General features: G+C 72.2%; 29 protein-coding genes. 11 read left to right on the forward strand and 18 right to left on the reverse strand.

Annotated features, from left to right (window positions below; genetic code table 11):
• Window positions 1-169: 169 nt before the first annotated feature.
• Window positions 170-415 (forward strand): hypothetical protein, encoded by a 246-nt coding sequence (locus ACFWEP_RS10860; RefSeq protein ID WP_387368649.1) that lies wholly within the window; start codon window positions 170-172, stop codon window positions 413-415.
• Window positions 416-454: 39 nt separating this feature from the next.
• Here the strand turns inward: ACFWEP_RS10860 and moaA are convergent, their stop codons facing one another.
• The 3 genes from moaA to ACFWEP_RS10875 all read right to left on the reverse strand — a co-directional run bounded on the left by moaA (window position 455) and on the right by ACFWEP_RS10875 (window position 3,645).
• Window positions 455-1,444 carry a GTP 3',8-cyclase MoaA gene (gene moaA, locus ACFWEP_RS10865; RefSeq protein WP_387368651.1) on the reverse strand — a complete coding sequence of 330 codons (990 nt, stop codon included), beginning with the start codon at window positions 1,442-1,444 and terminating at the stop codon, window positions 455-457.
• A 198-nt stretch (window positions 1,445-1,642) separates the two neighbouring features.
• Complete coding sequence (locus ACFWEP_RS10870) at window positions 1,643-3,283, reverse strand: cation acetate symporter (RefSeq protein ID WP_387368653.1); 1,641 nt, start codon at window positions 3,281-3,283, stop codon at window positions 1,643-1,645.
• On the reverse strand, window positions 3,280-3,645 hold the full coding sequence (locus ACFWEP_RS10875; RefSeq protein ID WP_387368655.1) for a DUF485 domain-containing protein: 366 nt from the start codon (window positions 3,643-3,645) through the stop codon (window positions 3,280-3,282). The genes ACFWEP_RS10870 and ACFWEP_RS10875 overlap by 4 nt, the downstream gene beginning before the upstream one ends.
• A 302-nt stretch (window positions 3,646-3,947) precedes the next feature.
• Between ACFWEP_RS10875 and ACFWEP_RS10880 the strand changes: the two genes are divergently transcribed.
• Window positions 3,948-5,471, forward strand: a complete 1,524-nt coding sequence (locus ACFWEP_RS10880) for a S8 family serine peptidase (protein ID WP_387368657.1) — start codon at window positions 3,948-3,950, stop codon at window positions 5,469-5,471.
• A 63-nt stretch (window positions 5,472-5,534) separates the two neighbouring features.
• Here the strand turns inward: ACFWEP_RS10880 and ACFWEP_RS10885 are convergent, their stop codons facing one another.
• The 4 genes from ACFWEP_RS10885 to ACFWEP_RS10900 form a co-directional block, all read right to left on the reverse strand.
• The gene (locus tag ACFWEP_RS10885) at window positions 5,535-6,578 is read right to left on the reverse strand and encodes a zinc-dependent alcohol dehydrogenase family protein (RefSeq protein WP_387368694.1); all 1,044 of its coding nucleotides are present in this window, start codon (window positions 6,576-6,578) and stop codon (window positions 5,535-5,537) included.
• A gap of 19 nt (window positions 6,579-6,597) precedes the next feature.
• Window positions 6,598-7,305 carry a lysoplasmalogenase gene (locus ACFWEP_RS10890; protein WP_387368659.1) on the reverse strand — a complete coding sequence of 236 codons (708 nt, stop codon included), beginning with the start codon at window positions 7,303-7,305 and terminating at the stop codon, window positions 6,598-6,600.
• Window positions 7,302-8,201, reverse strand: coding sequence for a sterol desaturase family protein (locus ACFWEP_RS10895; protein ID WP_387368661.1), 900 nt, complete (start codon window positions 8,199-8,201; stop codon window positions 7,302-7,304). The genes ACFWEP_RS10890 and ACFWEP_RS10895 overlap by 4 nt, the downstream gene beginning before the upstream one ends.
• Before the next feature lie 115 nt (window positions 8,202-8,316).
• Entirely contained in the window at window positions 8,317-9,039 is a 723-nt protein-coding gene (locus ACFWEP_RS10900) for a VIT family protein (protein ID WP_387368663.1), read from the reverse strand.
• Window positions 9,040-9,144: 105 nt separating this feature from the next.
• Between ACFWEP_RS10900 and ACFWEP_RS10905 the strand changes: the two genes are divergently transcribed.
• The 5 genes from ACFWEP_RS10905 to ACFWEP_RS10925 all read left to right on the forward strand — a co-directional run bounded on the left by ACFWEP_RS10905 (window position 9,145) and on the right by ACFWEP_RS10925 (window position 13,933).
• Entirely contained in the window at window positions 9,145-10,125 is a 981-nt protein-coding gene (locus ACFWEP_RS10905) for a DEDDh family exonuclease (RefSeq protein WP_387368665.1), read from the forward strand.
• A 69-nt stretch (window positions 10,126-10,194) separates the two neighbouring features.
• On the forward strand, window positions 10,195-10,428 hold the full coding sequence (locus ACFWEP_RS10910; protein WP_136320436.1) for a hypothetical protein: 234 nt from the start codon (window positions 10,195-10,197) through the stop codon (window positions 10,426-10,428).
• Window positions 10,429-10,488: 60 nt separating this feature from the next.
• The gene (locus ACFWEP_RS10915; protein ID WP_387368667.1) at window positions 10,489-11,289 is read left to right on the forward strand and encodes an SURF1 family protein; all 801 of its coding nucleotides are present in this window, start codon (window positions 10,489-10,491) and stop codon (window positions 11,287-11,289) included.
• Window positions 11,290-11,379: 90 nt separating this feature from the next.
• Window positions 11,380-13,173: a glycoside hydrolase family 15 protein gene (locus tag ACFWEP_RS10920; RefSeq protein WP_387368669.1), complete on the forward strand. Its 1,794-nt coding sequence runs from the start codon at window positions 11,380-11,382 to the stop codon at window positions 13,171-13,173.
• Between the two features lie 4 nt (window positions 13,174-13,177).
• Entirely contained in the window at window positions 13,178-13,933 is a 756-nt protein-coding gene (locus ACFWEP_RS10925; protein ID WP_387368671.1) for an SDR family oxidoreductase, read from the forward strand.
• Between the two features lie 23 nt (window positions 13,934-13,956).
• On the opposite strand, the gene amaP is transcribed toward ACFWEP_RS10925, so the two are convergent.
• The 5 genes from amaP to ACFWEP_RS10950 form a co-directional block, all read right to left on the reverse strand.
• Window positions 13,957-14,544, reverse strand: a complete 588-nt coding sequence (amaP, locus tag ACFWEP_RS10930) for an alkaline shock response membrane anchor protein AmaP (RefSeq protein WP_387368673.1) — start codon at window positions 14,542-14,544, stop codon at window positions 13,957-13,959.
• The gene (locus ACFWEP_RS10935) at window positions 14,541-15,236 is read right to left on the reverse strand and encodes a DUF6286 domain-containing protein (protein ID WP_387368675.1); all 696 of its coding nucleotides are present in this window, start codon (window positions 15,234-15,236) and stop codon (window positions 14,541-14,543) included. Before ACFWEP_RS10935 ends, amaP begins: the two co-directional genes overlap by 4 nt.
• Window positions 15,233-15,586, reverse strand: a complete 354-nt coding sequence (locus ACFWEP_RS10940) for an iron-sulfur cluster assembly protein (RefSeq protein WP_327175034.1) — start codon at window positions 15,584-15,586, stop codon at window positions 15,233-15,235. The genes ACFWEP_RS10935 and ACFWEP_RS10940 overlap by 4 nt, the downstream gene beginning before the upstream one ends.
• Window positions 15,583-15,774 carry a hypothetical protein gene (locus ACFWEP_RS10945; protein WP_387368677.1) on the reverse strand — a complete coding sequence of 64 codons (192 nt, stop codon included), beginning with the start codon at window positions 15,772-15,774 and terminating at the stop codon, window positions 15,583-15,585. Before ACFWEP_RS10945 ends, ACFWEP_RS10940 begins: the two co-directional genes overlap by 4 nt.
• Window positions 15,775-15,882: 108 nt before the next feature.
• Complete coding sequence (locus ACFWEP_RS10950) at window positions 15,883-16,362, reverse strand: Asp23/Gls24 family envelope stress response protein (protein WP_327175035.1); 480 nt, start codon at window positions 16,360-16,362, stop codon at window positions 15,883-15,885.
• A 96-nt stretch (window positions 16,363-16,458) separates the two neighbouring features.
• Between ACFWEP_RS10950 and ACFWEP_RS10955 the strand changes: the two genes are divergently transcribed.
• Window positions 16,459-17,325: a hypothetical protein gene (locus tag ACFWEP_RS10955; RefSeq protein ID WP_387368679.1), complete on the forward strand. Its 867-nt coding sequence runs from the start codon at window positions 16,459-16,461 to the stop codon at window positions 17,323-17,325.
• A gap of 43 nt (window positions 17,326-17,368) precedes the next feature.
• Here the strand turns inward: ACFWEP_RS10955 and ACFWEP_RS10960 are convergent, their stop codons facing one another.
• The 3 genes from ACFWEP_RS10960 to ACFWEP_RS10970 form a co-directional block, all read right to left on the reverse strand.
• Entirely contained in the window at window positions 17,369-18,160 is a 792-nt protein-coding gene (locus tag ACFWEP_RS10960; protein ID WP_387368681.1) for an enoyl-CoA hydratase/isomerase family protein, read from the reverse strand.
• A 144-nt stretch (window positions 18,161-18,304) separates the two neighbouring features.
• Window positions 18,305-18,526 (reverse strand): helix-turn-helix domain-containing protein, encoded by a 222-nt coding sequence (locus ACFWEP_RS10965; RefSeq protein ID WP_266702971.1) that lies wholly within the window; start codon window positions 18,524-18,526, stop codon window positions 18,305-18,307.
• A gap of 383 nt (window positions 18,527-18,909) precedes the next feature.
• Entirely contained in the window at window positions 18,910-20,508 is a 1,599-nt protein-coding gene (locus ACFWEP_RS10970; protein WP_328722432.1) for an ABC-F family ATP-binding cassette domain-containing protein, read from the reverse strand.
• Window positions 20,509-20,709: 201 nt separating this feature from the next.
• Between ACFWEP_RS10970 and ACFWEP_RS10975 the strand changes: the two genes are divergently transcribed.
• A complete protein-coding gene (locus ACFWEP_RS10975) occupies window positions 20,710-21,129 on the forward strand; it encodes a VOC family protein (RefSeq protein ID WP_387368684.1) in 420 nt (139 codons plus the stop codon).
• Window positions 21,130-21,155: 26 nt separating this feature from the next.
• Here the strand turns inward: ACFWEP_RS10975 and ACFWEP_RS10980 are convergent, their stop codons facing one another.
• The 3 genes from ACFWEP_RS10980 to ACFWEP_RS10990 form a co-directional block, all read right to left on the reverse strand.
• Window positions 21,156-22,484, reverse strand: a complete 1,329-nt coding sequence (locus ACFWEP_RS10980) for a hypothetical protein (RefSeq protein WP_387368696.1) — start codon at window positions 22,482-22,484, stop codon at window positions 21,156-21,158.
• Window positions 22,485-22,667: 183 nt separating this feature from the next.
• Entirely contained in the window at window positions 22,668-23,795 is a 1,128-nt protein-coding gene (locus tag ACFWEP_RS10985; RefSeq protein WP_387368686.1) for an alpha/beta hydrolase, read from the reverse strand.
• A 152-nt stretch (window positions 23,796-23,947) separates the two neighbouring features.
• Window positions 23,948-24,121 (reverse strand): hypothetical protein, encoded by a 174-nt coding sequence (locus tag ACFWEP_RS10990; RefSeq protein WP_387368688.1) that lies wholly within the window; start codon window positions 24,119-24,121, stop codon window positions 23,948-23,950.
• A 298-nt stretch (window positions 24,122-24,419) separates the two neighbouring features.
• On the opposite strand from ACFWEP_RS10990, the gene ACFWEP_RS10995 reads away from it, so the two are divergent.
• Complete coding sequence (locus ACFWEP_RS10995) at window positions 24,420-25,721, forward strand: anion permease (RefSeq protein ID WP_387368690.1); 1,302 nt, start codon at window positions 24,420-24,422, stop codon at window positions 25,719-25,721.
• A gap of 11 nt (window positions 25,722-25,732) precedes the next feature.
• On the forward strand, window positions 25,733-25,963 hold the full coding sequence (locus ACFWEP_RS11000) for a hypothetical protein (RefSeq protein WP_387368692.1): 231 nt from the start codon (window positions 25,733-25,735) through the stop codon (window positions 25,961-25,963).
• The last annotated feature ends 54 nt before the right edge of the window (window positions 25,964-26,017 follow it).

Genomic DNA, 26,017 nt, shown 5'->3' on the forward strand with positions numbered 1-26,017 from the left:
GCCCCGTAATGCCCGGTGGATCGGCGCGCGGCGTCAGATGCGGTGCATCGCAAGGCGGAGGAGCGTCCGCATACTGGATGTATGCGGACGCTCCGACAACGCGGCGAGGTGCCGTAGCTGTCGTCGCGCACCCGCCAGGAATCGCGGGACAACCCTTAGGGTGGAGGCCGTGAACTTCCCCCTGACTTCCGCCGAGAGCGACACCGGTGCCCCCGCCTGCTCCGCCAAGGGCTGCCGCGCGGACGCGGTGTGGGTGCTCGCCTGGAACAACCCCAAGCTGCACACCCCGGAGCGCCGCAAGACCTGGCTGGCCTGCGAGGAGCACCGCGAGCACCTGTCGCAGTTCCTGGGCGTACGCGGTTTCCTGAAGGACGTCGTACCGCTGGCCGACTGGGAGGCTCCGGCGGAGGGCTGAACGCCCGCAGGGCCTCCCGCCCCGTGTCCGGTACGCCGGTCAGCCGCCGATCGACGACATCGGCCGGTCGGGCTGGAGGAACGACGGGTCGTCCAGGCCCGATCCCGCCTTCTTGCCCCACATGGCGACGCGCCAGAGCCGGGCGATCTCCTCGTCGGCCGCGCCGGAGCGCAGCGCGGTCCGCAGGTCGGTCTCCTCTCGGGCGAAGAGGCAGGTGCGGACCTGTCCGTCGGCGGTGAGCCGGGTGCGGTCGCAGGCCCGGCAGAACGGGCGGGTCACCGAGGCGATGACCCCGACGCGGTGCGGACCGCCGTCCACGGTCCAGCGTTCGGCGGGGGCGGAGCCGCGTGCCCCGTCGTCCTCGGCGGTGAGCGTGAAGCGGGTGCGCAGCGAGGCGAGGATGTCACCGGCGGTGATCATTCCGTCGCGCTTCCAGCCGTGCTGGGCGTCCAGGGGCATCTGCTCGATGAAGCGGAGTTCGTATCCGTGGTCGACGGCCCAGGCCAGGAGTTCAGGGGCCTCGTCGTCGTTGAGCCCGGGCATGAGGACGGAGTTGACCTTGACGGGGGTGAGGCCCGCCTCGTGCGCGGCGGCGAGTCCGTCCAGCACGTCCTGGTGCCGGTCGCGGCGGGTCAGCGTCTTGAAGACGTCCGGCCGCAGGGTGTCCAGGGAGACGTTGACCCGGTCGAGCCCGGCGGCTTCGAGGGCGGCGGCGGTGCGCCCCAGCCCGATGCCGTTGGTGGTGAGGGACATCCGGGGGCGGGGCGTCAGGGCGGCGCACTGCTCGACGATGCCCACGAGGCCGGGGCGGAGCAGGGGCTCGCCGCCGGTGAACCGCACCTCGGTGATGCCGAGCAGCTCGACGCTGATCCGGACGAGCCTGACGATCTCCTCGTCGCTGAGGAGCTCGCTCTTGCCGAGCCACTGGAGCCCTTCTTCGGGCATGCAGTAGGTGCAGCGGAGATTGCACTTGTCGGTCAGGGAGACACGCAGGTCGGTGGCGACCCGGTCGTAGGTGTCGATGAGCATGTGCACCCTCCCCCGATGACTTTCACGGAAATCCGTGATGCGGTCCTGGCTCTTCTCTCTTCCGAGACTACGCGAGCCGGGCGGCCGGGCCCCGCGCACGGTGGCCTCACGACCGCGCCGGTCACGTCATGAGGACTCTACGACGCGACCGGCGTGGGAGGGCGCGCCGAATCCGCACGCTTGTGTGAACTTTCCGGCTCAGTGCGCGGCGACACCGGTGAGGGACTTGACCTCCAGCTCGGCGTACTTGCCCTTGTCGGGCTCTTCCTTGGAGAGCAGGGAGCCGACCAGGCCGAGCAGGAAGCCCAGCGGGATGGAGATCAGGCCGGGGTTCTCCAGCGGGAACCAGGCGAAGTCGACGTCCGGGAACATCGAGGACGGCTTGGAGGAGACGACCGGCGAGAAGAGCACCAGCAGGACGGAGGAGGCGAGCCCGCCGTAGATGGACCAGAGGGCGCCCTGGGTGGTGAACCGCTTCCAGAAGAGGCTGTAGAGGATCGTCGGCAGGTTGGCGGAGGCGGCGACGGCGAAGGCCAGGGCGACCAGTCCGGCCACGTTGAGGTCGCGGGCCATGGCGCCGAGGCCGATGGAGACGATGCCGATGGCGACGGTGGCCCACTTGGCGGCGCGGACCTCCTCCTTCTCCGTCGCCTTCCCCTTGCGGATGACGTTGGCGTAGATGTCGTGGGCGAAGGACGACGAGGACGCCAGGGTGAGTCCGGCGACCACGGCGAGGATGGTGGCGAAGGCGACGGCGGAGATCACCGCGAGCAGTACGGCGCCGCCGGTGGAACCGGAGCCGCCGCCGATCTCCAGGGCGGCCAGCGGGGCCGCGGTGTTTCCCGCCTTGTTGGAGGCGACGATGTCGTCCGGCTTGAGCAGCGCGGCGGCGCCGAAGCCGAGCACGATCGTCATCAGGTAGAAGGCGCCGATGATGCCGATGGCCCAGTTGACGGACTTACGGGCGGCCTTGGCCGTGGGCACGGTGTAGAAGCGGATCAGGATGTGCGGCAGGCCGGCGGTGCCGAGGACCAGGGCGATGCCGAGGGAGAGGAAGTCCAGCTTCGAGGTCCCGGTGGCACCGTACTTCAGGCCGGGTTCCAGGAAGGCGTGGCCCTTGCCGCTGTTGGTGGCGGCGGTGCCCAGCAGGTCCGAGATGTTGAAGTGGAACTTCAGCAGGATCAGGAAGGTGATGAGCAGGGTGCCCGCGATGAGCAGAACGGCCTTGACCATCTGCACCCAGGTGGTGCCCTTCATGCCGCCGATGGTGACGTAGACGATCATGAGCAGGCCGACCAGGGCGACGATGGCGATCTTCCCGCCGTCGCTGGTGATGCCGAGCAGCAGCGAGACGAGCACACCGGCGCCGGCCATCTGGGCGAGCAGGTAGAAGATCGAGACGACGATGGTGGAGGCGCCGGCGGCGGTTCGCACGGGGCGCTGGCGCATGCGGTAGGCGAGGACGTCGCCCATCGTGTAGCGGCCGGAGTTGCGCAGGGGTTCGGCGACCAGGAGCAGGGCGACGAGCCAGGCGACGAGGAAGCCGATGGAGTAGAGGAAGCCGTCGTAGCCGAAGAGCGCGATGGCTCCGGCGATGCCGAGGAAGGAAGCGGCGGACATGTAGTCGCCGGAGACGGCGAGTCCGTTCTGGAAGCCGGTGAACTGGCGTCCGCCCGCGTAGAAGTCGGCGGCGCTCTTGGTCTGGCGGCCTGCCCACACGGTGATGCAGAGGGTCGCGACGACGAAGACCGCGAAGAGGGTGATGATCAGCGTCCGGTGGTCGCTCGCGCCTTCGGCGGCGAGCTGGACGGCGGGGTGCGCGACCTGGGCGGCGCTCATGCGTCGGCCTCCATACGGGACTTGATGGCTGCGGCCTTCGGGTCGAGCTTGGTGGCGGCGTGGCGGGAGTAGAGCCACGCGATGAGGAAGGTCGTGGCGAACTGGGCGAGTCCGAGGACGAGCGCGACGTTGATGTTGCCGACGATCTTGGTGCCCATGAAGTCGCCCGCGTAGTTGCAGAGCAGGACGTACAGCAGGTACCAGGTGACGAAGGCGACGGTCAGCGGGAAGGCGAACGACCGGTGTGAGTGGCGCAGTTCGGCGAATTCCGCGCTCTCCTGCACCTCGAGGTAGGCCTCGGTGGTGGGCTGGGCCGGACTGGTGTCCGTACCGCCCTCTGGCGGCGGTGCATCGGTAGCCACGGAATCTCCTCGCGACGCGGGTGCGGTGATGGGGGACGTGATCGGTCTCATGGGGAACCTCACTGGATCGGTCGTGCGACTCCCCTGACAACGGCACGTGCGGCGCGACGAAGCGGTTCACCACCTCTTTCGGCCGCCGGGGTGACGGGAAAGCGCCCCGAACGGCCCTCGGAGATCACCCTTCGAACTCGTTTGCCTCAATTCATTGATGCGCGGCGATGATCGACGCTAATTTCACTGGTCATGTACCCGACCAGACACGCAAGGTGCCGGTCGGCTGATACGGATGATGTGGAGAACCCATGGCTCATCTGGCATCCAGGCGCGTGACGGCACTCGCGCTGCCCCTAGGACTCGCGCTCACCGCTTCCCTCGGCATCCTGCCGGCCACCGCCGCCTCGGCCGCCCCGGCCCCGGCCGTGTCGCTGGACGGCCCGAAGCTCAGTTACGTCGTGAACACCGAAGGCAGTCGTAAGACCGTCGAGCAGGTCGAGCGGGCCGTCGCGAAGGCCGGCGGCACGATCGTCGTCGCGTACGACCAGATCGGCGTCCTCGTCGTCCACTCGCAGAACCCCGCGTTCGCCCAGACCGTCCGCAAGGTGCGCGGCGTCGAATCGGCGGGTGCCACGCGCACCAACCCGATCGTCCCGCAGGCGACCACTGACGTCGGTGCGGCGGCGCAGCCGCTCACGGCGGCGGAGGCTGCCGGTGCGGCCGCGGACGCGACCGCGTCCCAGGACCCGCTGGAGCCCTTGCAGTGGGACCTGCCCGCCATCAAGGCGGACAAGGCGCGGCAGATCGATCCGGGCAGCAGGAACGTCACGGCCGCGGTGATCGACACGGGCGTCGACGACACCCACCCGGACCTCGCCCCCAACTTCGACGCGGCGGCCTCCGCCAACTGCGTCTCCGGCGTACCCGACACCACGCCGGGTTCCTGGCGCCCCGCCGCGGGCGAGAGCGACCACGGCACCCACGTCGCAGGAACCATCGCCGCCGCGAAGAACGGCATCGGCGTCACGGGCGTGGCCCCGGGCGTGAAGGTCGCCGGGATCAAGGTCGCGACCACGGACGGGTTCTTCTACACGGAGGCCGTCGTCTGCGGCTTCGTCTGGGCCGCCGAGCACGGCGTCGACGTGACGAACAACAGCTACTACACCGACCCGTGGCTCTACAACTGCAAGAACGACCCCGACCAGGGCGCCCTGGTCGAGGCGCTCGGCCGGGCCACCCGGTACGCGGAGCGCAAGGGTGTCGTGAACGTCGCGGCGGCCGGCAACTCCGCCCACGACCTGGCCGCCGACTCCATCGAGGACTCGACGAGCCCCAACGACACCGTCACCGAGGACCGCGTCATCGACCCGCGCACCTGCCTCGACATTCCGTCGATGCTGCCGGGCGTGGTGACCGTCTCCGCGACGGGGGCCAAGGGCCTCAAGTCGTCGTACTCGAACTACGGTTACGGCGTGATCGACGTGGCCGCCCCCGGTGGCGACTCGACGATCTACCAGAAGCCCGACGCCCCGGCGACCAGTGGCCTCATCCTCTCCACGACGGTCGGCGGCGGCTACAACTACAAGGCCGGTACCTCGATGGCGACCCCGCACGTCGTCGGCGTCGTGGCCCTGATCAAGTCGCGGCACCCGCACGCCTCGGCCGCCGCGGTGAAGGCGCTGCTGGCCCTGGAGGCCGACGCCACCGCGTGCGGAGCACCGTACGACATCGACAGCGACGGCACCGTCGACGCGGTCTGCGAGGGCGGCAAGGCGTACAACGGCTTCTACGGAGCCGGCAACGTGGACGCGCTGGACGCGGTCCGCTTCTGACCGCCGCGGCGTGGCACGGGGAGGGACCGGGCGAACGCGTCCCGGTCCCTCCCCCGCGTGTTCCTACGGCTTGACGAGGACCTTCAGCGCGGTGCGCTCGTCCATCGCCCTGTATCCGGCCGGCACCTCGTCCAGTCCGACCGCCAGGTCGAAGACGGGCGACGGGTCGATGGTGCCGTCCAGCACGTCGGGGAGCAGCTCGGGGATGTAGGCGCGGACCGGGGCGACGCCGCCGCGCAGGGCGACGTTGCGGTTGAACATGTCCCCGAGGTCCAGGCCGGTGCCGCTGCCGTGCGGGACGCCGACGTAGCCGACCGCCCCGCCGTCGCGGGCGATCCCGAAGGCGGTCCGCATGGACTGCTCGGTGCCGACCGCCTCGATGACGCTGTGCGCGCCGGCGCCGCCGGTCAGCTCGCGTACGGCGGCCACGGCCTCCTCGCCACGCGCCGCGACGACGTCGGTGGCGCCGAAGGCGCGGGCGATGTCGGTACGGGCGGTGTGGCGGCCGAGCGCGATGATCCGGTCGGCGCCGAGGCGCTTGGCGGCCATGACGCCGCAGAGGCCGACCGCGCCGTCACCGACGACCGCGACGGTGGAACCGGGCTTCACCCCGGCGCCCACGGCGGCGTGGTGGCCGGTGCCCAGGACGTCGGAGAGGGCCAGCAGCGCGGTGAGCAGTCGGTCGTCCGAGGCGGCATCGGCGGGGAGCTTGACGAGGGTGCCGTCGGCGAAGGGGACCCGGACGGCCTCGCCCTGGCCGCCGTCGGATCCCTCGGAACCCCAGAACCCGCCCTGCGGGCAGGAGGTGTGGAGGCCGTCGGCGCAGTAGGCGCAGGTGCCGTCCGACCAGACGAAGGGGGCGACGACGAGGTCGCCGGCCCCGAAGCCGGTGACGTCGGAGCCGGCCTGCTCGACGATGCCGAGGAACTCGTGGCCTATGCGCTGGCCGGGCTTGCGGGCGGACTCGCCGCGGTAGGCCCACAGGTCGCTGCCGCAGATGCAGGCGCGCAGCACCCGTACCACCGCGTCGGTGGGCTGCTGGACGACCGGGTCAGGCACGTCCTCCACCCGGATGTCGTGCGGGGCGTGGATGACGGTGGCGCGCATGTGGGGGTCCTCGCTGGTTTCAGACGGTTTCAACCTTTCCACGGTACGCCCCCGTCGCCATGAGCCCCCGTACGCCCCCGACCGCTCCGGTGGTGAGCAGGAGCTGGGCGGCGACGTAGGTGAGCATGACGAGGAAGTCGTGGGCGGGCGGCTGCGGCCAGTCGGCCACCCCGGTGGCGATCAGCGAGTCGGAGAGCAGGAAGAGCGCCCCGCCGGCGGCGGCGTACCGGCCGAGGACGCCGGAGCGCCAGGCCATGGTGGCGAGCAGCAGGCTGTACCCGGTCATCGGCAGGCGCATCCCGGCCGGCAGGTCGCCCCACATCGCCACCAGGACGGCGGTGAGCAGGGCCGCGTAGACGCAGCCCGCCGTCCGTGAGGCCCGCGCGCGGCCGAAGAGCCGGAGGTAGCAGAGGTGGCCGACGGCGAAGGAGCCCATGCCGAGGAGGAAGGCGGTGTCGTGGTCCACCATCAGGGCCACGTCGCCGCCCCATCCGAAGAGCAGCGCGGCGATCAGCCACCGGGGCCCGCCCCGGACGGCGGCGTACGCGGCGAGCACCGGCATCAGCAGCGGCTTGGCGAGAAGGTGGGCGGTGTCCGCCCCGGCCAGCAACCCGCCCAGGTCGGCCGCGGACAGCACGAGATACCCGGCGAGCAGCAGGGGCGCGGCCCGAGCCGTCCGCGCGGCGCGCGTCCCACCCGCGGGCGCGCCCCCGGCGCGGCCGGTCATCCGGCGGTCCCGGCGGTCCCGGTGACCGGGGGGTGTTGCGGGGCGGCCGTGGCGGTACCGGTGGTGGCGGGCTGCCAGCCGGGCCCCCGGAAGACGCGTCCGGCGCGCTCGCTCCAGCTCGTGGCCGCGCGGACGTCGCGGGCGATCGCCGCGTACTCGTGGGTGGCGACGCGCAGCGGGTTGTGGGTGGCGATGTTCTTGGTGAGGCCGTAGACGGGCCGTTCCCTCTCCTCGGTGAACGACCCGAAGAGCCGGTCCCAGAGGATCAGGATGCCCCCGAAGTTCCGGTCCAGGTAGCCGCCCTGGGAGGCGTGGTGCACCCGGTGGTGCGAGGGCGTGTTGAGGACGTACTCGAAGGGGCGGGGCAGCTTCCCGACGCGTTCGGTGTGCACCCAGAACTGGTAGACGAGGTTGGCGGACTGGCAGAAGGCGAGCGCGGCGGGGTGCACCCCGCAGGCGACCATCGGCAGGTAGAACGGCCAGACGGTCGCGGAGGTCCAGGGCTGGCGCAGTGCGGTGGTGAGGTTGAACTTCCGGCTGGAGTGGTGGACCACGTGGCAGGCCCAGAGCAGGCGGACGACGTGGTGGCCGCGGTGGGACCAGTAGTAGAGGAGGTCCTGGGCGAGCAGCATGAGCAGGACCGTCCACCACAGGACGGGGACCCGCAGCGGGGTGAGTTCGTACACCGCCGTGTAGATCGCGAGGATCGGAATCTTCCACAGCAGGTCGAAGCCGAGCGAGCCGAGCCCCATGGTGACGCTGGTGGCCGCGTCCCTGGTGTCGTAGCCGGCGGCGTCCTCGTCCGGGTGGAAGCGGTAGCTGATCATCTCGACGAGGGCGAGCAGGACGAAGGCCGGCAGGGACCACAGCACGACATCGGGCAGGTTCGGCTCCATGCGATGAACCGTAGGGCTGCGACGGGGCGGCGGAACAGACGTGGTTACCACCAAGTAAGCGGGAGGAACCACCCCTGTTGTTTGGTGAGTTCCACCAACACGGGCCGCTGCGGGTTCACACCCCGGCCATCCCCAGCAGCGTCCCGGCCGCGTAGGTGACGCCCATCGCCACCGCTCCCCCGCCGGCGTTGCGCAGCACCGCCGGGGCCACCGGAGCGTTGCCGAGGCGGGCGCTCCACCAGCCGGTCGCCGTGAGGGCCACGAGCACCGAGACCACGGTCACCAGCAGCCGATACGACGACGGGGGCAGCACGATCGCGAGCAGCGGCAGCAGCGCGCCCCCGGTGAACGCGAGGAAGCTGGCGCCCGCCGCGTGCCAGGGGTTGGTGAGCTCGTCGGGGTCGATGCCGAGCTCCACCTCCGCGTGAGCGCGCAGTGCGTCGCGTTCGGTGAGCTGGAGGGCCGCCTCGCGGGCGACCTCGCGGCTGAGGCCCTTGCCTTCCAGCAGGTCGGTCAGCTCGACGAGTTCCGCCTCGGGTTCGTCGCGGAGCTCACGGCGCTCGGTGGCGAGGGCGGCCTTTTCGGAGTCGCGCTGGGTGGAGACGGAGACGTACTCCCCGGCGGCCATGGACATCGATCCCGCCAGCAGTCCGGCGAGCCCCGCCGTGAGCAGCGCGCTGCGGTCACCCGTGGCACCCGCCACACCGACGACGAGGCCGGCCGTGGAGACCACGCCGTCGTTGGCTCCGAGGACTGCGGCCCGCAGCCAGTTCAACCGGGTTCCGAGGGCCCCGTCGTGGGGCTCGTCGTGCTGCGGGGCGCCTTGGGTGTCCGTCACCCGCGGATCGTCTCACCGCACGGGGAACGAGCGGGAGGACCCCTACCGCATCGGCGTCCGGAAGGCGGCCGAATAGGGGACTGTCGGTCTCGGCCCGTATTCTCTGTGACCATGCTCGACGACCGTCAGACCGCAGCGCCGTGGCCGGCCGCGTATCCCCAGGGGTACGCGGTCGTCGACGTGGAGACCACCGGACTCGCCCGCGACGACCGGATAGTGTCCGCCGCCGTCTACCGCCTGGACGCCCGGGGCGAGATCGAGGACCACTGGTACACGCTGGTGAACCCGGAGCGCGACCCGGGGCCGGTGTGGATCCACGGCCTGACCACCGAGGTGCTCGAAGGTGCCCCGCTCTTCGCGGAGATCGCCGGGCAGCTCTCGGAGTACCTCACCGGCCGGGTGCTGGTCGCCCACAACGCCGCGTTCGACTGGTCGATGATCGCCCGTGAGTACGCGCGCGCCTCCGTGGTCGCCCCGGTCGAGCAGCGGCTCTGCACCATCGCTCTGGCCAAGGAGCTGCGGCTGCCGCTGCCCAACCACAAGTTGTCCTCCCTGGCCTCGCACTTCGGGGTCGTCCAGGAGCAGGCGCACCACGCGCTGGACGACGCCCGGGTGCTGGCCGAGGCGTTCCGGCCGAGCCTGCGGGCGGCGGCGCGGGACGGGGTGCGGCTGCCGCTGCTGGAGTGCCGGCCGCTGACCGAGTGGTCGGACTCGCCGGTGCGGCCGAAGATCGGTCACCAGCCGTCGTACGGGCAGAACAGCTGGCGCCCCTCGCGGAAGCGGGCCGCCTGTCCGTACCCCAATCCGGGGCGGTACAGCGCGGACCAGCCGTTGAAGCAGGGCATGCGGGTGGCGTTCTCCGGGGACACCTCGGTCGACCGCGAGCTGCTGGAGGACCGCGCGGTGGAGGCCGGACTGCACATCGCGACGAGTGTGTCGCGTCTCACCAGCCTGCTGGTGACCAACGACCCGGACTCCGCGACCTCGAAGACGGTCAAGGCGAAGTCGTTCGGCACGCCGGTGGTGGACGAGGCGGCCTTCACCCATCTGCTGCGGGACGTGGCACCGGCCGCTCCACCGGCATAGGAGTGAACCGGCGGCGACTCGCCCGGCCGCCGCTCGCCCGCCGCTCGCCCGCGTCCCACCCTGTGGCGCATGGCACGTTGTGAGGTCTGCGGAAACGACTACGGGATGTCCTTCGAGGTGCACGCGCAGGGCGCGGTGCACGTCTTCGACTGCTTCGCCTGCGCCATCCACCGCATGGCGCCGATCTGCGAGCACTGCCGTGTGCAGGTGATCGGGCAGGGCGTCGAGGTGGACGGGCACTGGTTCTGCGGCGGCCACTGCGCCCGCGCCGAGGGAAAGGCGGGCATCGTGGACAAAGTGTGACGGGTCCCCCGGACCACCCCACCGTGACGCACCCCATGACCCCGGTTGTACGGTCATGGGGTGTACCGCTTCCTGTTGACCCGGCAGTGGGTGCTCGTCACCCTCCTCGTCCTCGTCCTGATCCCGACCATGGTCGAGCTGGGCTTCTGGCAGCTGCACCGCCATCAGCACAAGGTCGTGCAGAACGCCCTGATCGCACGGAACCTCTCCGCCGATCCGGAGCCCGTCCAGCGGCTCACTTCGCCCGGTCACACCGTGCCCCGCGCGGACTACTGGCGCACGGTCAGCGCCCGCGGCACCTTCGACACCGCCCACGAGGTCGTGGTGCGCCGCCGCACGTCCGACGACGGCCGGATCGGGGTGCACGTCCTCACCCCGATGAACCTCGACGGCGGCGGCACCGTCATGGTGAACCGCGGCTGGGTCGAGTCCGCCGCGGACCAGTCGGCCTTCCCCGACGTACCGGCCGCCCCCAAGGGCGACGTCACCGTCACCGGACGGCTGATGGCGGACGAGACGACGGGCACCAGCGGCATCAAGGACCTCAAGGGACTGCCGGACCGCCAGGTCATGCTGATCAACAGCGCCCAGCAGTCGGCGCTGCTCTCCCGCCCGGTCCTCGGCGGCTACATCGAGATGACCGGGCCCGCGGCGGCGGGGAACTCACCCGAGCAGATCGCCACCCCCGACCACGATTCGATCGGCCCCCACATGGCGTACGCCGTGCAGTGGTGGCTGTTCGCGGCCGGAGTACCGGTCGGCTGGACGGTGCTGGTACGCCGGGAGAAGCGCGACCGTGCCGAGGCTGCGGCGCGGGCCGCCGCGGAGGGGGCCGGGGAGCCGGAGCCCGCCCGCGTGTAGGAAACCTCGGGCACGCGTCCACCCGGACGGCCCCGCCCCGCCGGCATCCCGCCTGCTTAGCAACGGCCCCATTCGGGAAAACGCAACTGCGTGACTCAACGTATCGAGGACTACGCCCTCATCGGCGATCTCCAGACGGCCGCACTCGTCGGCAGAAACGGTTCCGTCGACTGGCTCTGCCTGCCCCGCTTCGACTCGGGCGCCTGCTTCGCGGCGCTGCTCGGCGACGAGGACAACGGGCACTGGCGGATCGCGCCCGAGGGCACCGCCGCGTCCGACACCTGCACCCGCCGCGGCTACGCCGGTGACTCGCTCGTCCTGGAGACGTACTGGGAGACCCCCACCGGCACCGTCAAGGTCATCGACTTCATGCCGATGCGCGACAAGTCGCCCGACCTGATGCGGATCGTCGAGGGGGTCAGCGGGAGCGTCGAGATGAGCTCGGTGCTGCGGCTCCGCTTCGACTTCGGCTCCATCGTGCCGTGGATGCGCCGCTCGCACGGCCACCGGGTGGCGGTCGCCGGGCCGGACTCGGTCTGGCTGCGCAGCGACCCGCCGGTCAAGACGTGGGGGCAGCAGTTCAGCACCTGTTCCTCCTTCACGGTCGCCGAGGGCGAGCAGGTGGCGTTCGTCCTGACCTGGCACCCCTCGCACTCGCCTCGCCCGAAGCTGATCGACCCGTACAAAGCGCTGAAGCACACCTTGAAGGACTGGGCGAAGTGGTCGGCGACCTGCACGTACCGGGGGAAGCACCGGGACGCGGTGCTCAGGTCGCTGATCACACTGAAGGCGCTGACGTACCGGCCGACCGGCGGGATCGTGGCGGCCCCGACCACCTCGCTCCCCGAGGAGATCGGCGGCGTACGGAACTGGGACTACCGCTACTGCTGGCTGCGGGACGCCACCCTGACCCTCGGCGCCCTGCTCTCGGCCGGCTATCTGGACGAGGCGGCGGCCTGGCGGGACTGGCTGCTGCGCGCCGTCGCCGGCGACCCGGCCGACCTCCAGATCATGTACGGACTGGCAGGTGAGCGCCGGCTGCCCGAGACGGAGCTGCCCTGGCTGTCCGGGTACGAGGGCTCCCGGCCGGTCCGCACCGGCAACGCGGCGGTCCGTCAGCTCCAGCTCGACGTGTACGGCGAGGTCATCGACGCACTCCGCCTCGCCCGGGACGCGGGCCTGAGCGACAAGCCGCACGCCTGGAACCTCCAGCTCAGCCTGCTCGGCTTCCTGGAGTCCACCTGGCGCGAGCCCGACGAGGGCCTGTGGGAGATCCGGGGCGAGCGGCAGCACTTCGTCCACTCCAAGGTGATGGCCTGGGTCGCGGCTGACCGCGCGGTCGCCTCCCTGGAGTCCGACCCCTCCCTGCCCGGCGACCCGGACCGCTGGCGCGCGATGCGCGACGCGGTGCACGCCGAGGTGTGCGAGAAGGGGTACGACCCCGTACGGAACACCTTCACCCAGTCGTACGGCTCGAAGGCGCTGGACGCGGCGACGCTCCTCATGGTCCGTACGGGTTTCCTGCCGCCGGACGACCCGCGGATCGTCGGCACGGTCGACGCGATCCGCGCGGAGCTGGGCAGCGACGGCCTGGTCCGCCGCTACAGCACCGAGGGAGCGTCGGTGGACGGGCTGCCGGGCGAGGAGGGGGCCTTCATCGTCTGCACGTTCTGGCTCGCGGACGCGCTGCTGCGGACCGGGCGCCCCACCGAGGCGGAGGAGCTCTTCGAGCGGCTGCTGGAGCTGCGCAACGACGTGGGCCTGCTGGCCGAGGAGTACGACACGGTGACGGGCCGCCAGCTGGGGAACTACCCGCAGGCGTTCAGCCACATCGGGCTGGTGAACACGGCGGTGGCCCTCGCCGGGGACGAGGCGGCAGGATAGGGCCATGGATCTTGGACTGAAGGACCGCGTCTACGTCGTCACCGGGGCCAGCCGGGGACTCGGCAACGCCGCGGCGACCGCTCTGGCGGCGGACGGCGCGAAGGTGCTCATCACCGGACGGGACGAGAAGAGCGTCACGGCCGCCGCTGCCGAGCTGGGACCGGACGCCCTCGGCGTCGCGGCCGACAACGGTGACCCGACGGCCGCCCGGATGATGCTGAACACCGCGAAAGAGAGGTTCGGGCGGCTCGACGGGGTACTGATCAGCGTCGGCGGGCCGCCGCCCGGCACCGCAGCCGGCAACACCGACGAGCAGTGGCAGTCCGCCTTCGAGTCGGTCTTCCTCGGCGCGGTGCGCCTGGCCCGCGCGGCGGCGGCCGAACTCGGCGAGGGCGGGGTCATCGGCTTCGTGCTCTCCGGCTCGGTACACGAGCCGATCCCCGGCCTCACCATCTCCAACGGGCTGCGCCCGGGGCTGGCCGGTTTCGCCAAGTCCTTGGCGAACGAGCTCGGGCCGCGCGGCATCCGGGTGATCGGCCTGCTGCCCTCCCGCATCGACACCGACCGGGTGCGCGAGCTCGACGCGCTCTCCGGCGACGCGGACGCGGCTCGCACCGCGAGCGAGGCCCGCATCCCGCTGCGCCGGTACGGCACGCCCGAGGAGTTCGGGAAGACCGCGGCCTTCCTGCTCTCCCCCGCCGCGTCCTACCTCACCGGCATCATGCTGCCGGTGGACGGCGGTACCCGGCACGGGTTCTGAGTCCGGGCCGGCGTACCGCTCCGTCAGGTGACGCGTTCCGCGCGGTGCTTGACGGCCTTCAGCAACACCTCGGCCGGCAGCTCGTCCAGCCCGGCCGAGGCGCGGGCGTGGGCCATCGCCTCGTCGGAGAGGCCGCGGAGCGCCTCCGCCGGGACGGCGTGCGATTCCAGGCGCATGCGGATGCGGGCCTGCGGGGCGGTGCGGCGGCCGGTCAGCGCGACCTGGGCGCGGGCGACTCCGTCGAGGTTGCCCGCCTCCGCGGCGAGCACGCCCTCCAGGGCCCGGCCCCGCAGCAGCGCCCCCTCGCCGTCGCCGCTGTCGACCAGCACCGTGGCGAGCCGGGCCCGCCGCAGTTGGGCGAGCAGCCACCACAGGGCGAGGACGACGAGCACGGCGAGGATGGCGATAACGGTCGGCCACCACCAGCTCTCGTCACGCCAGCGGCCCCGGTCCGCGTCGCTGAGCAGCACGTCGGACTTCCCGTTCCACGGGAACCAGGACGGCACCGCGGCGCCGAGGCCGGTGGCGAGCACGGTGCCGCCGACGGCGACGAGGATCAGTCCGGCGAGGGCGAGCAGGACCCGGTTGACCGTGCGGAGCATGGCGCTCATCCCTTCTTGGCGGCCCGGTGGACGCGCACGGAAAGCTTCGGCGGTCTGGCGAGGCCGAGTTCGGCGATGGCGGTGGTGAGCGCGGACTCCAGGTCGGCCCGTACCTCGCCGAGTTCGCGGAAGTGCGAGACGGCCCGTACGGCGGCCTTGCGGCGTCCCGACCTGACGCGTACGGACTGCACACCGGACACCTCCTGGGCCCGGTCGCGCAGGACCAGGGCCGCCGCGGTGCGGTCGAGGGCCGCGCGCACCCCGTGGTGCCTGCGGCTCATCGTCAGCAGGGAGCGCAGCCCCGGGGTGAGGGCGATCAGGAGCAGCCACAGTCCGAGCGCGGCGGCGATCCCGGCGCCGGTGAGCACCCAGACGTCGTCGAGGGAGCGTTCGGCGAGGCCGTCGGCGAGTGAGCGCCGCCACCGCATCGCCGGGTGGTCGGCGCGTACGGCCGCCACGTCGTAGAGGAAGAGCCCCGAGGCGCCGAGCACCACGAGCGCGAGGAGTGCGGCGGGGATGCGACGGGCCGACCAGAAGCGCCCGGCCCGTCCGCGGACCGGTTCCTCCGCCGCGGGGACGGACCGGTAGGTGGACGAGGAGGCGTTCCGTTCGGGGCCGAGCGGTTCCGGCACGACGACGGGGAGCCGCTGCGTGCTGTGCTGGGGGCCGTCCGGGCCGTCGGAGTAGGAGGGCTCGCTCACCGGATCCTCCCCTGTCCCGAGGAACCCGTCGCCGCCGAGTGCAGGCGTTCGATCCTTACGGCCACCTCGGGCACCTCCATTCCCGCCAGCGTCCTGACCCGCTCGGCCACCTGCCGGCGCACTGCCCCGCACTGGCGGCCGATGTCACTGGGATAGCCGAGCTCCAGGCTGACGTGTACCCGCGCGGAGTCCCGGTGAACGGTGACCGAGGCATTGGGCGGTGAGCCGTCCTCGGGGACCTCGTCGATCGCCTCCCGGGCGGCCTGTGCCGCGATCTTCGCGACGACCCGGTCGGCGATCCGGGTCTCGCCGCGCTCCGCCGCGGGAACCGGGCCGGTCACCGGGGTCACCGTTGCCGGTCGCCGCGCTCGCGACTCCGGAAGAAGTCGCCGGGTTCCCAGTCGCCGTCCAGGAAGCGGCCGGCGACGAAGCCGACCGCGCCCAGTGCGGCGACCAGCAGGAAGGCACCGAATCCGCCGAAATACCCGGCGAACCCGAGCGCCATGCCGGCCACCATGCCGACCACGGCCATGCTCATGCTGACTCCTCAACTCCCTTGTCGGACAGGGGTAAACGGACCCGTCGGACCGGCGGTGGGCCGGGCCGACGGATGTGACGGGCGGCCGGGTGCACGGTGTCGTCCGGACTACTGGACCCGGGAGGAGGACCCGTCGTCCTCGTCGTCCTCCTCGTCGGGCAGCTTCACGTCGCTGACCGCGATGTTGACCTCGACCACTTCGAGCCCGGTCATCCGCTCCACGGCGGCGACGACGTTCTCGCGGACGTCGCGGGCCACCTCGTGGATGGCCACGCCGTAGTCGACGACGATCTCCAGGTCGAGCGCGGCCTGGGACTCGCCGACCTCGGCCTTCACCCCGCGGGCGGGCGACTTCCCGCCCCCGCCGGGCACCCGGTCGCGCATGGCGCCAAAGCTGCGGGAGAGCCCGCCGCCCATGGCGTGCACACCGTCGACGTCGCGGGCCGCCAGCCCGGCGATCTTCTCGACGACACCGTCCGCGATCGTGGTCCGCCCGCGGGTGCCGGCGTCGCCGCCCCCGCGCTTGGTCAGGCTCCTGCCTTCGCCGGAAGCATCCGGGCCGGGGCGCTGCGTGGTGGTCTCACTCATGGCCGCTCATCCCTTCGATGGGGCAGGGGTGTACTCCCTTGCCCACATTAGGTGCGCTTGTCCGTCTTCGCCCTGCGGATGCGGCACGCTGGGGCGATGACAACGGCGGACGGCCCCCGGCGGGCGGATGGATGGACGGCCTCGGTGCGCGAACGACTGGGGCTCGGCCGGTTGCTCCCTCTGGGCGGTCCGGGGGACGGAGCGTGGATCGCCGAGCGGGCCGCAGCGTCCGTGCTGCGGGACTCGACGGCGGGGCCCGGCGCCATGCTCGGGCGGCTGCGCATCGGCGCGGCGACGGCGGGCACCGCCCCCGGTGCGCCGGAAGAAGGCCCCGAGCGAGGGACCGGGGCGGGTCCGCAGGCGGGTCCTGGAGAGCGGTACGGCGAAGGACTGGGGGACGAGCGCCGGGAGGGCCGGGTCCAGGCGCCGCCCGCGCCGCCGAGCGCGCTGCCGCCGGGTCCGCTGCGGATCGAGGCGGAGTTCACCGCCCCCGCCGACCGGCCGCTGCCCACGTCCGCCGCGCTGCTCAGGGAAGCCCTGATGGAGGCCGCGTCGCGGCGCCTGGGGCTGGACGTGGCGGAGGTGGACCTGCGGGTGACGGGGCTGCTGGACGCGGGGACGCCCGCCGCGGGGACGTCGGCGGCCGGCACGGCTCCGGCCGGTACGTCGGCGGCTGGGGAGCGGGCGGCCTTTCCCCTGCCGGAGGTGCGAGCCGGACGGGACGACGGGGCCGCGGGGCTGGCAGCCGCCGCGGTCCCCGGCGTCGTCTCGCTGACCCGGGTGCTGGGCGCGCCGGTGACCACCTCCGCCGATCACGTGCGCGTCGAGGTGGCGACGGCCGGCGGGCACCGCGCGCTCGACGTGGCCCGTGCGGTGCGCACCGCCGTGACGGGTGCGCTGGAGGACGGGCCGCCGGTCTCGGTGCTGGTCACCGCCGTGGTGGAGGCCCCGGAGACCGGCTGAGGGCCGGCCGGAGCGGCCGGACCCCCGGGCGTGTGGGCACGCGTCAGTCGGTGATGCCCGCCAGGTCGCGCAGTCGGCGGCCCTGGGCGGCGCGCTCGGCGGCGCGCTGCTCCTCGTACGTGCGCGAGATCGCGCCGCGCAGCAGCGCCTTGGTCTCGGTCACGGCGTCGCGCGGTGCGGCCAGCAGGGCGGCGGCCAGGTCCTGGGTCGCGGCGTCGAGCTGCCCGGCCGGGACCGCGAGGTTGGCGAGGCCCGTACGCTCGGCCTCCGGAGCCAGCACGAATCGGCCGGTGGCGCACATCTCCAGCGCACGGGCGTACCCCACGAGGTGCACCAGGGGGTGGGTTCCCGTGAGGTCGGGGACGAGCCCGAGGCTGGTCTCCCGCATGGCGAACTGCACGTCGTCGGCGACGATCCGCAGATCGCAGGCGAGGGCGAGCTGGAAGCCCGCCCCGATGGCGTGGCCCTGAACGGCCGCGATCGAGACGATGTCGTTCCGCCGCCACCAGGTGAATGCCTCCTGGTACTCGGCGATGGTCGCGTCGAGCCCGGATTCGGGTCCGCGTGCCATGTCGAGGAAGGAGGGTTCACCGTCGAAGCCCTCGGGAGCGAACGCCTGCCGGTCGAGGCCCGCGGAGAAGGACTTGCCTTCGCCGCGGAGCACCACGACCCGCACGGTGCCGGGGACTGCCCGCCCGGCCTCCGTCAACGCCCGCCACAGAGCGGGAGACTGAGCGTTGCGCTTGGCCGGGTTGGTCAGGGTCACCGTGGCGACCGCGTCGTCGACGGTGAGTCGTACGCCGTCCTTGTCGAGCAGCGGGTCGAGCGAGGTCATCGTGCGCCTCCGGATCGGGGTGCTGTCAGCACTTCACCAGCTAAGTGACTGAACAGTAACCACCTGGTCGGCCATGTGACCGACCGGGTGGCCCACTCCGACTCGGTGGACCCGCTGCCCACGCCCGAGACCCGCCGCCGACCGTCAGGCCGATGCGGCCTTCTTGCCGCGTGTCGCTCCGCCGCGTCCCCGCAGGGTCACGCCGGACTCACTGAGCATCCGGTGGACGAATCCGTAGGAGCGGCCGGTTTCCTCGGCCAACGCCCGGATGCTCGCACCGGAGTCGTACTTCTTCTTCAGGTCTGCCGCGAGCTTGTCGCGCGCGACGCCGGTAACCCGGCTGCCCTTCTTCAGAGTCTCGGCCACCCGTGCCTCCTCATGGGAAGTGCGCTCTTGTTTCTCATGATCACCCCTACCGTGCGCCCTGGCCACCCATTCGGCAAGGTACGTACAACCCGATTCCGCATCAGGGAAGGGCTCCACAGAAGCGGAATGAAGCATTCTGAGGGGCTCAAGGGGCAGCTGGGGAGAGCACGAAAGAGAAATCCCAGGTCAGGGCCGTCCGGGGCGGGGGCGCCAAAACGACTGCACCCGGCAGGTATCTGCCGGGCGCCGCGCCGAGGGATGAGACCGTCTCGCACAGATGAGGGATCACACGTAGGCCGAATGATCCATTCGGCGTGGATCATTCGATCGGGGCGGCCTCGGACGTGCCGGGCCGAGCCCGTCCGTCCGCACCGCCCGCCGGGTCAGGCCAGGGCGACCAGGTCGCGGTAGTCGGCGCCCCAGAGGTCCTCGACGCCGTCGGGGAGCAGGATGATGCGCTCGGGCTGGAGCGCCTCCACCGCGCCCTCGTCGTGCGTGACGAGGACGACCGCGCCCTTGTACGTCCGCAGCGCGCCGAGGATCTCCTCGCGGCTGGCCGGGTCGAGGTTGTTGGTGGGCTCGTCGAGCAGCAGGACGTTGGCCGAGGAGACGACCAGCGTGGCCAGGGCCAGCCGGGTCTTCTCGCCGCCGGACAGGACGCCCGCGGGCTTGTCCACGTCGTCGCCGGAGAAGAGGAACGAGCCGAGGGTCTTGCGGACCTCCACGAGGTCCAGGTCCGGGGCCGCGGAGCGCATGTTCTCCAGGACCGTGCGCTCCGGGTCGAGGGTCTCGTGCTCCTGGGCGTAGTAGCCGAGCTTGAGGCCGTGGCCCTTGATGATCTCGCCGGTGTCGGGCTTCTCGGCCTCGCCGAGGAGCCGCAGCAACGTGGTCTTGCCGGCGCCGTTGAGGCCGAGGATGACGACGCGGGAGCCCTTGTCGATCGCGAGGTCGACGTCGGTGAAGATCTCCAGCGAGCCGTACGACTTGGAGAGGCCCTCCGCCATGAGCGGGGTCTTGCCGCAGGGCGAGGGCTCCGGGAAGCGCAGCTTGGCGACCTTGTCGGAGACGCGGACGGCTTCCAGCCCCGCGAGCAGCCGGTCGGCGCGCTTGGCCATGTTCTGGGCCGCGACGGTCTTGGTGGCCTTGGCGCGCATCTTGTCGGCCTGCGAGTTGAGGGCGGCGGCCTTCTTCTCGGCGTTCTGGCGCTCGCGCTTGCGGCGCTTCTCGTCGGCCTCGCGCTGCTGCTGGTAGAGCTTCCAGCCCATGTTGTAGACGTCGATCTGGGACCGGTTGGCGTCGAGGTAGAACACCTTGTTGACGACCGTCTCCACGAGGTCGACGTCGTGGGAGATCACGATGAAGCCGCCGCGGTAGGACTTGAGGTAGTCGCGCAGCCAGACGATGGAGTCGGCGTCGAGGTGGTTGGTGGGCTCGTCGAGGAGCAGGGTGTCGGCGTCCGAGAAGAGGATGCGGGCGAGCTCGACACGGCGGCGCTGACCACCGGAGAGGGTGTGCAGCGGCTGGCCGAGCACCCGGTCCGGGAGGCTGAGTGCCGCGGCGATGGTGGCGGCCTCGGCCTCGGCGGCGTACCCGCCCTTGGTGAGGAACTCCGTCTCCAGGCGCTCGTACTTCTTCATCGCCTTCTCGCGGGTGGCGCCCTTGCCGTTCGCCATCCGCTCCTCGTTCTCGCGCATCCGGCGCAGGATCTCGTCCAGACCGCGGGCGGAGAGGATGCGGTCCCGGGCGAGGACGTCGAGGTCTCCGGTGCGCGGGTCCTGCGGGAGGTAGCCGACCTCACCGGAGGAGGTGATCGTCCCGCCGGCGGGCGTGCCCTCCCCGGCGAGGCACTTGGTGAGGGTGGTCTTGCCGGCGCCGTTGCGGCCGACGAGGCCGATGCGGTCGCCCTTGGCGATGCGGAAGGACGCGTTTTCGATGAGGACGCGGGCGCCGGCGCGCAGCTCGATGCCGGAAGCGGTGATCACGGTAAGACTCCAGGGCGGTATGGACGGCGGAGGGACGAGGGCGGAGGTCTCTCGACGCCGCTAATGCACAAGGAGAATTGCCATGGGCCCATTCTACGGGCGGTGCGCAACCCCTCCGCCGTGCACGGGCCCGGACCGCCGGGCGGTGCCAGAATGAGACGGGGATCACAGCGCGCGGAGAGTGGCGGAAGGTGACGATCCATGACGGACACGGCACACGGCGCACCCACGGTCTTCCCTACGGTCCTGTACGACGACGCGAAGGCGGCGATCAGGACACTGACCGAGGTGCTGGGGTTCACCGAGGAAGCGGTGTACGAGGGTGAGGACGGCGCGGTGGTCCACGCGGAACTGTCGCAGGGCAACGGGCGGGTGATGCTCGGGTCCCGGGGCCGCGAGGGCGTCTACGCGCGAGCCATGGCGGGCGGGGGCCCGGTGGGCGTCTACGTGGTCCTCGACTCGGCGGAGGCGGTGGACCGGCACCACGCCCGGGCGGTGGCGCACGGGATGGAGATCCTCATGCCGCCGACCGACCAGGACTACGGCTCCCGCGACTACATGGCCCGGGACGCCGAGGGCAACGTGTGGAGCTTCGGGACGTACGCCCCGGGCACCGCCTGAGGCCGGCGGGACCGGGGCGCGGAAGGTCAGCCGAGGCCGCCGCCGGTGTGCACCTGGAACGCGGCGCGGCGCATCGCCTTGGCGAGTGCCGGGTCGGGGTGGGCGGCGGCGAGTGCCACCAGGACCTGGACGGTACGCGGGTGGCCGACCGCCCGGACCTCTTCGAGCAGCGCCGGGACGGTGCCCTGGACGGCTGAGTCCAGGTGCCGCACGAGCAGCCCGGTCTCGCCGTGGTCGGCGACGGCCGCGGCGGTGTCCACCCAGAGCCAGGTGGCCTCCTCACGGCTGAGGACCTCCTGTGCGTCGTCGGGGTCGGCGCCCTCGTACTCGGCGAGCCAGAGCAGGGCGTACGGACGGAGCGAGGGGTGCGCGACGACCGCGCGGACCTCGGGCTCGGCCGGGGCTCCGACGACGCGCAGCGCCTCGAAGGCCAGTCCGCGCAGCAGAGCGTCCTCGCCGCGGGCGACGCCGAGGAGTTCGGCGACGGCGCTGGGGACCGTACGGGCGGCGAGCCAGGCGCGGTATTCGGCGCGGGCCGGTCCGGGGGTGAGCGAGGCGCAGCCGAGGAGCATGCCGGCGGCGGGCTGTTCGATGTTCCCGGCCGGGCTCTGCGCGGCGACGCAGATCTGCTCCAGCTTGACCCAGACCGCCCAGTTGCCGAGCGGGGTGAGGGTGGCGTGACCCGGTTCGAGGGTGAGCGCGCCGACGGCGGCGAGGCCCTCCAGGGCCCAGTCGAGCAGCAGGGCGTTCAGCTCGTCGGAGGGTGCGGCGGGGGGCACGGGCTCCGTACCCGCCGGCGCGCCCTCGGCGCCGGGGGCGTACGGCACCTCGCAGCGTTCCTCGTGGAGCTCGGCGACACGCTGGCCGAGGAGGTCCAGGAGGACGGGTACGGCCACGGGCCCGGCCGAGAGCTGGAGGAGCGACAGGACCTGGGGCACCGCCTCGATCGCCTCGGCGACGGCCGTCGCCTCGACGCCTTCGGGCGAGGCGTGCACGAGGGACCACGCGTCGAAGAGCGCGACCCAGCCGCGGAGCACCGCCGAGTCGTCGCGGTCCCAGGCACGCAGGCGCCAGCCGGGGCGCACGGTGTCGCCGTGCAGCTCGACGAGCCCGGCCAGCCGGGCCCGGTCCCAGCCGGCCAGGACCCGGTCGGGGGCGAGCCGCAGTTCGGCGGCGGCACGGTCCAGATCGGGTGCGGCGAGCGGCGCCGTGCCGGGGCCGGCGCCGTCGGCGGCGGCCCAATGGGCGACCCGGACGTCCGCGGCGAGCACCTCCCTGGCCTGGCGGGCCAGTTCGGTGCGTGGCGGAGTGCCCTCGGGCGGGCGGGGGGCGGGCCTGGTGCGGCGGGTGGTCACGGCCTTGCGCGCCGTGGCGAGGGGTCGCGGGCGGACAAGTCGCAGCCTGGAGTCGCGCGGGTTACGGGACGTCACGGGGAGCAGTCTTGCCTCTGACGGGCCGAAAGCCCAAACGGAGGCCGCGCCGCCCCGTCCGAGCGGACCCGCCCGGCGGTCATCAACCGGGCGGTTTGCCCCCAACTCTCACATCAGGGGCGTGAGAAAGCGGCGGAGGGTTTCCTCGTAGGCGGCCGGGCCCAGGTTCCACATCGACGCGTGGGGGGCGTCGGGCACGGTGTGCAGGGCGACGAGGTCGGGGCGGAGCGCGGCGAGTTCCCGCGAGGGTCCCCAGGGGGCCAGGGTGTCGCCGGGGCCGTGGAAGATCAGTGTCGGAACGCCGAGCACGGTCGGCAGCCTGCCCTGCAGGAGCGGGGTGCCCCGCAGGCCGGTCCGCCCCTGGGCGGCGCGGACGGCGAGCGGCATCAGCGCGGACGGGACACCCCGGGCCGCGGCGAGGGCGCGCAGGGTGGTCTCCCAGTCCATCACGGGGGAGTCCAGCACGAGGCCGGCGACACTGTCGCGGAGCGCGGAGTCGACGCAGGCGTGCAGGGCCATGGTGGCGCCCGTGGACCAGCCGAGCAGGACGACCTTCTCGGCGCCGTAGCGGAGGGCGTAGCGGATCGCGGCGTCGAGATCGCGCCATTCCGAAGCGCCGAGGTGGTCGAGTCCGTCCGGGGAGCGCGGGGCACCGGCGTCACCCCGGTGGGCGAGGGCGAGCACCGGGAGGCGGAACTCGTTCAAAAAGCCCATCACGTTCAGGGTGTGCTCCCGTGTGGTGCCGATGCCGTGCAGGGCGATGACCCAGGTGGAGCGGTCGGCGGGGACGTACCAGGCGGGCAGCGCGCCGAGTTCGCCGGGGATCTCCACCTCGTGGTGGACGAGCCCGAGGGCGGTGCCGGGGTCGCCGCGGTGCACCTCGGGGGTGGCCCGGACGCGGGTGCCCGGCTCCAGGGAGCCCCGGGTGACGCGTACGAGCCGGCGGACGACGGTGTCGGCGGAGAAGGCGGGCTCGTCGCTCACCGGCCCCACCACGGCGTGGACGTCCGCTCCGGCGAGGCCCCAGAGTCCGGGGCGCAGCGAGGCGAAGGAGCGGGTCAGTGTCACCTGCCCGGGCGCCGTCGCGTGCACGGTCAGGCCGCGGTCGGCCGGGAGGGGCCGGCCGGCGGGGACCGTGAGAGCGGTACCGCCGGCGAATCTGCCGACGGCGACCGCTGCCGCGCCGGCGCCGATGATCGTGGAGACGGCCGCTGCCGTCGCTGTTGCCGGGCGCACGGCTTCAGTCTTGGGGCAAGGCGGTGCGCGAGGCCAGCGGGATGGGCCGTCCGGTGGGCCCGGCGTGTCGTGGGGCGTGTCGCGTCGGGGTGGCAGTGGGGCGTGTGCGGGGGCTCGCGGTGGTGGGCTCCGTGGGGCGTGCCGGGGCGGCCTCAGCCGTGCTGGTCGCCGACGCGTACAGAGGCGTTGCCGCAGGTGCCGAGGACGAGTCCGTCCGCCGCTGTCCCGCGGGCGGTGCGGACGAGGTCGTCCCAGGCGGCGGCGAGCGTGCCGGGGCGGGGGCTCCGCCGTTCTGCCGCGTACCCCTCGGCCATGGACGGGATCATCGGGACCGCGGTACGGCCTTCCTGTGAATGCGGAGCGAACCGGCCGGCACCCGTGGACGTGACCGGAACGACATTCGGGGGGCGATCCGGGCTCGTCCGGCTTCCTCGCGGGAGGGGGAAATGCTGGTCGAGAGCAGTTCCCGCACCGATTCCGGAGCCGGGAGGGTTCTCTCACGACCGCAAGCGGAATGATTGGCGCGCCCAGAGTGGCACCACAATGCCCCGTCCAGTTCATCTTCCGTTCACTCAGGTTGCTTACGTTCCACGTGCCAATGACGTCGAACGATTGCCTGGGTAAATGGAACACATCACGCTGCTGCTCGCGATCGTCGTCGCGACAGCTCTCGTGTTCGATTTCACGAACGGTTTCCACGACACCGCCAACGCGATGGCCACCACCATCTCGACCGGCGCCCTGAAGCCCAAGACAGCGGTGGCGATGTCCGCCACCCTCAATCTGGTCGGCGCGTTCCTGTCGGTGGAGGTCGCGAAAACGATCTCCGGCGGGATCGTCGACGAGGACGGTCTGAGAACCGAGGTCATCTTCGCGGCGCTCGTCGGCGCCATCCTGTGGAATCTGGTGACCTGGCTGGTCGGCCTGCCGTCCAGCTCGTCCCACGCCCTGTTCGGCGGGCTCATCGGTGCCGCCGTGATGTCCGCCGGCTGGTCCTCGGTCGACGGCGGCACCGTCGTCACCAAGATCCTGCTGCCCGCCGTCGCCGCTCCGCTGGTGGCCGGAGCCGCCTCGATGCTGGCGACGAAGTTGTCGTACCGCGTCAACCGGAACGTCACCGACGAGGCGCAGCTGAAGTCGACGGCCAAGGGCTACCGGGCCGGGCAGATCGCGTCGGCCGGTCTCGTCTCGCTGGCCCACGGCACCAACGACGCGCAGAAGACGATGGGCATTATCACCCTGGCGCTCGTCACCGGCGGTGTCCTCTCCCCCGGCTCGAACCCGCCGGTCTGGGTGATCTTCTCGGCCGGTCTGGCCATCGCCCTGGGGACGTACTTCGGCGGCTGGCGCATCATCCGCACCATGGGCAGCGGGCTCACCGACCTCCAGCCGCAGCAGGGCTTCGCGGCCCAGACCAGCGCGGCGACCGTCATCCTGGCCTCCTCGCACCTCGGCTTCTCGCTCTCCACCACCCAGTCCTGCTCCGGCGCGGTGATGGGTGCGGGGCTCGGCCGCAAGGGCGGCACGGTCAGGTGGTCCACCGCGACCCGGATGTTCGTGGCCTGGGGCCTCACGCTCCCGGCGGCGGGTCTGGTCGGCGCGGGCGCCGAATTCCTGACCCGGCAGGGCACCTGGGGCATCGTGCTGGTCGCGGCGCTGCTCGTCGCGGGGTCCGGCGCCATCTGGCTGCTGTCCCGGCGCAAGCCCGTCGACCACCACGACATCGCGGAGGCGGACGCGGACGCCCCCGCGGACGTCGTCACCGCAGCAGTCGCCGCCGTCTCCCCGCCGCCCGCCGGAGTGCCGGCCGCCGGCCTCCCGGTCACCGGTCTCACGGCCACCATCCCGTCCCCCCTCCCCGCCACGCCCGCCGCGCCCGCCGCGGCGACGACGACCGAACCGGCCCGTCCGCCGGCCGCGGTGTAAGGACTCGACCCATGAAAATCGACTGGGCAGCTCTCGCCACCGTCTTCGGTGTCAGCCTCGTGGTCACGGTGGCGCTCGTCGGCTTCTTCAGCCTCGGTGTCGTCGGTCTCGCCAAACGGGCCGGTAGCGCCGTGAGCGGCGGATCGGGTTCGTCCGCCGTACTGGCGCGCACCGGCGCGTACGCCTGCTTCGCGCTGTGCGCGGCGGCGGTCGCGTACGGCATCTATCTGATCGTCGCCTGACGCCGCACCCTCGTACTCCGCTTCACCCCCGTCGGGCCGGACACTCTGCGTGTC

It is taken from the genome of Streptomyces sp. NPDC060198 (assembly GCF_042728415.1).
Classification (GTDB): domain Bacteria; phylum Actinomycetota; class Actinomycetes; order Streptomycetales; family Streptomycetaceae; genus Streptomyces.

Coding starts and splice junctions, on each gene's coding strand:
- moaA (WP_387368651.1), bottom strand. CDS start 1,444: ATGCTCATCGACACCTACGACCGGGTCGCCACCGACCTGCGTGTCTCC.
- ACFWEP_RS10870 (WP_387368653.1), bottom strand. CDS start 3,283: ATGAGCGCCGCCCAGGTCGCGCACCCCGCCGTCCAGCTCGCCGCCGAA.
- ACFWEP_RS10880 (WP_387368657.1), top strand. CDS start 3,948: ATGGCTCATCTGGCATCCAGGCGCGTGACGGCACTCGCGCTGCCCCTA.
- ACFWEP_RS10885 (WP_387368694.1), bottom strand. CDS start 6,578: ATGCGCGCCACCGTCATCCACGCCCCGCACGACATCCGGGTGGAGGAC.
- ACFWEP_RS10890 (WP_387368659.1), bottom strand. CDS start 7,305: ATGACCGGCCGCGCCGGGGGCGCGCCCGCGGGTGGGACGCGCGCCGCG.
- ACFWEP_RS10895 (WP_387368661.1), bottom strand. CDS start 8,201: ATGGAGCCGAACCTGCCCGATGTCGTGCTGTGGTCCCTGCCGGCCTTC.
- ACFWEP_RS10910 (WP_136320436.1), top strand. CDS start 10,195: ATGGCACGTTGTGAGGTCTGCGGAAACGACTACGGGATGTCCTTCGAG.
- ACFWEP_RS10925 (WP_387368671.1), top strand. CDS start 13,178: ATGGATCTTGGACTGAAGGACCGCGTCTACGTCGTCACCGGGGCCAGC.
- amaP (WP_387368673.1), bottom strand. CDS start 14,544: ATGAGCGCCATGCTCCGCACGGTCAACCGGGTCCTGCTCGCCCTCGCC.
- ACFWEP_RS10945 (WP_387368677.1), bottom strand. CDS start 15,774: ATGAGCATGGCCGTGGTCGGCATGGTGGCCGGCATGGCGCTCGGGTTC.
- ACFWEP_RS10950 (WP_327175035.1), bottom strand. CDS start 16,362: ATGAGTGAGACCACCACGCAGCGCCCCGGCCCGGATGCTTCCGGCGAA.
- ACFWEP_RS10955 (WP_387368679.1), top strand. CDS start 16,459: ATGACAACGGCGGACGGCCCCCGGCGGGCGGATGGATGGACGGCCTCG.
- ACFWEP_RS10960 (WP_387368681.1), bottom strand. CDS start 18,160: ATGACCTCGCTCGACCCGCTGCTCGACAAGGACGGCGTACGACTCACC.
- ACFWEP_RS10975 (WP_387368684.1), top strand. CDS start 20,710: ATGACGGACACGGCACACGGCGCACCCACGGTCTTCCCTACGGTCCTG.
- ACFWEP_RS10990 (WP_387368688.1), bottom strand. CDS start 24,121: ATGATCCCGTCCATGGCCGAGGGGTACGCGGCAGAACGGCGGAGCCCC.
- ACFWEP_RS10995 (WP_387368690.1), top strand. CDS start 24,420: ATGGAACACATCACGCTGCTGCTCGCGATCGTCGTCGCGACAGCTCTC.
- ACFWEP_RS11000 (WP_387368692.1), top strand. CDS start 25,733: ATGAAAATCGACTGGGCAGCTCTCGCCACCGTCTTCGGTGTCAGCCTC.